This is a genomic window from Longimicrobium sp. (assembly GCF_036554565.1).
Classification (GTDB): Bacteria; Gemmatimonadota; Gemmatimonadetes; order Longimicrobiales; family Longimicrobiaceae; genus Longimicrobium.
This window is the reverse complement of record NZ_DATBNB010000081.1, coordinates 1-3896: the sequence shown is the minus strand read 5'-3', so window position 1 is coordinate 3896 and position 3896 is coordinate 1. Positions and strand designations below refer to the sequence as shown.

The 3896-nt window shown below is 73.2% G+C and carries 1 protein-coding gene; it reads left to right on the top strand.

Annotation, left to right across the window (positions count from 1 at the left end; all coding sequences use genetic code 11):
• Nucleotides 1–3896: amino acid adenylation domain-containing protein (locus VIB55_RS02210; RefSeq protein ID WP_331875029.1), on the top strand; the 3896-nt coding region annotated here is incomplete at both ends.

The following is a 3896-nucleotide window of genomic DNA, read 5'->3' as shown; positions in this document are numbered from 1 at the left end:
CCGGTGGAGGACCTGTCGGGGCTCGGCGAAACGGACCGCGAGGCGGCGGTGAGGCGCCGGGCCGGGGAGGAGGCGGCACGGCCGTTCGACCTCGCCGCGGGCCCCCTCTTCCGCGCGGCGCTGCTGCGGCTGGGTGCCGAGGATCACGTGCTGCTGCTCGTGGTGCACCACATCGTCAGCGACGGGTGGAGCATGGGGGTGCTCTACCGGGAGCTGTCGGTGCTGTACGAGGCGTACCGCGTGGGGCGGACGTCGCCGCTGCCGGAGCTGGGGGTGCAGTACGCCGACTACGCGGTGTGGCAGCGCGAGCACCTGCGCGGCGAGGTGCTGGATCGGCAGCTCGCGTACTGGAAGGAGCGCCTGGCGGGCGCGCCGGAGCTGCTGGAGCTGCCCACCGACCATTCCCGCCCGCCGGTGCAGACGTACCACGGCGCGTCGGTTCCGGTGGAGCTCTCCCCCGAGCTGCTGGAGCGCCTGCAGGCGCTGGGACGCAGCGAGGGATCGACGCTGTACATGACGCTGCTGTCCGCGTTCCAGGTGCTCCTGGGCAAGTACGCCGGGAGCGACGACGTGGTGGTGGGAAGCCCCATCGCCGGGCGCACGCGCCGGGAGGTGGAAGAGCTGATCGGCTTCTTCGTCAACACGCTGGTCCTGCGCACCGACCTCGGTGGAGAGCTCACCTTCCGCGAGACCCTGCGGCGGGTGCGCGAGGCCACGCTGGGCGCGTATGCGCACCAGGAGGTGCCCTTCGAAAAGCTGGTGGCCGAGCTGCAGCCGGAGCGCAGCTTGAGCCACTCGCCCCTCTTTCAGGTGATGTTCACCCTGCAGGACGCCGGGGGCGCGGGAGCCGCGCTGCCGGGGCTGCGCGTGAGCGGAGTCGGTGCGGAGCTCGCGGGCGCCCAGTACGATCTATCCCTGACGCTCGCGGCGACTCCCCAGGGGCTGCGTGGCGCACTGACCTACGCCACGGACCTCTTCGAGCGCGGTACCGCCGAGCGGATGCTGGGCCACCTGGGGCGGGTGCTGGAGCAGGTCGCCGGGAACGCGGACGTGCGGCTCTCGCGGGTGGAACTGCTCGGCGACGCGGAGCGCGCGCTCGTGCTGGAGGCGTGGAACCGCACGGAGGCGGCGTATCCGGCCGAGGCGTGCATCCACCAGCTCATCGAGGCGCAGGCCGCGCGCACGCCGCACGCGGCCGCCGTGACCGCGGAAGAGGCGTCGGTCACCTACGCGGAGCTGAACGCGCGCGCCAACCAGCTGGCGCACCACCTGGTCCGCCACGGCGTGGGGCCGGAGGTGCGCGTGGGCCTCTGCCTGGAGCGCGGGGTGGAGATGGTGGTCTGCATCCTGGCCGTGCTCAAGGCCGGCGGCGCATACGTGCCGCTGGACCCGGGCTATCCGCGGGAGCGGCTGGCGTACATGCTCGAGGATTCCGGTGTCGCCGTGGTCCTCACCCAGGAGCGGCTGCGCGGCATCCTCCCCGCCTGCGAAGTGCCCACGGTGGACGTGGACGCGGCGTGGGACTCGGTCGCGCGGGAAAGCGCGGAGAACCTCGCGCCCGCCGTGACGCCGTCGAACGTGGCGTACGTCATCTACACCTCGGGCTCCACCGGCCGCCCCAAGGGGGTGATGAACCAGCACCGGGGCGTGGTGAACCGCCTGGTGTGGATGCAGGCGCAGTTCGGCATCGGCGCGGCGGACGTGGTGCTGCAGAAGACGCCGTTCTCCTTCGACGTGTCGGTGTGGGAGTTCTTCTGGCCGCTGCAGCAGGGGGCGCGGCTGGTGATGGCGCGGCCGGACGGGCAGCGCGACCCCGCGTACCTGCGCGACGTGATCGAGCGCGAGGGCGTCACCGCGCTGCACTTCGTTCCCTCCATGCTGCAGCCGTTCGTCGACACGGTGGAGGACGGCCGCTGCGGCTCGCTCCGCCACGTCGTGTGCAGCGGCGAGGCGCTGCCGCCGGCGCTGGTGGAGCGCTTCTACGACCGCTTCGCCGGCCCCGTGGAGCTCACGAATTTGTACGGCCCGACGGAAGCGGCCGTGGACGTGAGCTGCTGGACCTGCCCGCGCGAGGACGCCGCCGGCGTGGTGCCGATCGGCCGGCCCGTCTGGAACACTCGGCTGTACGTGCTGGACGCGGCGTTCCAGCCCGTCCCAGTAGGCGTGCCGGGCGAGCTGTACATCGGCGGGGTGCAGGTGGCGCGCGGCTACCTGGATCGTCCCGGCCTCACGGCGGAGCGGTTCATCCCCGATCCCTTCTCCGCCGAAGGTGGCGCACGGTTGTACCGCACGGGCGACAAGTCGCGGTGGCGGGCGGACGGCGCCATCGAGTACCTGGGGCGGCTGGACTTCCAGGTGAAGATCCGCGGGTTCCGCATCGAGCTGGGCGAGATCGAGGGCGTGCTGCGCCAGGCGCCCGGCGTCAGGGACTGCACCGTGGCCGCGCGCGACGACGGGACGGGCGACCGGCGGCTGGTGGCCTACGTGGTGGGCGAAGCGGAGGCCGAGGCGCTGCGCGCGCACGTGCGCCAGAGCCTGCCGGAGTACATGGTGCCGGCGGCGTTCGTGGCGGTCGACGCGCTGCCGCTGACCGCGAACGGCAAGCTGGACCGCAAGGCGCTGCCGGCGCCGGAGGGCGATGCGTTCGCGCGGGCCGGCTACGAGGCCCCGCTGGGGGAGGTGGAGGCGGCGCTGGCGGAGATCTGGGGTGAGGTGCTGGGCGTGGAGCGGGTGGGGCGGTGGGACCACTTCTTCGAGCTGGGCGGGCACTCGCTCCTGGCGATCAAGCTCATCGAGCGCATGCGGCGCGCGGGGCTGTACACGGACGTGCGGGCGCTGTTCACCACGCCGGTGCTGGCCGAGCTGGCACCGGCGGTCGGCCGCGCGTCCCTGGAGGTGGAGGTCCCCGCGAACGGGATCCCGGAGGGGTGCACGTCCCTCGCGCCCGAGATGCTGCCCCTGGTGGAGCTGAGCCAGGCGGAGATCGACCGCATCGTGGCCGAGGTGCCGGGCGGAGCCGCGAACGTGCAGGACATCTACCCGCTCGCCCCGCTGCAGGAGGGGCTCCTCTTTCACCACCTGCTCTCGGAGGAGGGCGACCCGTACCTGACGCCCACCCTGACCGAGTTCGACACCCGCGCGAGCCTGGAGCGGTACCTGGCGGCCCTGCAGGCGGTGATCGGCCGTCACGACCTCCTGCGCACGGCGGTGGCCTGGGATGGGCTGCGCGAGCCGGTGCAGGTGGTCCTGCGGCACGCGCGGCTGCCCGTGGAGGAGGTGGAGCTGGATGCGGCGGCCGGTGCCGCCGAGGCGCTGTGGCGGCGCTTCAACCCCCGCGTGTACCGGATGGACCTGGGGCAGGCGCCGCTGCTGCGGGCGTGCATCGCCGAGGACCGCGCAAGCGGCCGGTGGCTGCTGATGATGCTGACGCACCACATGGCGAGCGACCACGAGTCGCTGGAGGTGCAGCGGGAGGAGATCTCGGCCTACCTGGCGGGCCGCGAGGCCGAGCTGCCGGCGCCGCTGCCCTTCCGCGGCTACGTGGCGCGGGCGCGGCTGGGGGTGAGCCGCGAGGAGCACGAGCGGTTCTTCCACGAGATGCTGGGCGACGTGGAGGAGCCGACGGCGCCGTACGGGATGCTGGACGTGTGGGGCGACGGACGTGGGATCGGGGAGGCGCGGCTTGCCGTGGCGGGCGACCTGAGCGTCCGGCTGCGCAGCCGAGCGCGGGCGCTGGGGGTGAGCGCCGCCAGCCTGTGCCACCTGGCGTGGGCGCAGGTGCTGGCGCGGCTGACCGGCCAGACGGACGTCGTTTTCGGCACTCTGCTCGTCGGCCGGATGCAGGGCGGCGAGGGGGCGGACCGGGTGATGGGCCCGTTCATCAATACGCTGCCGGT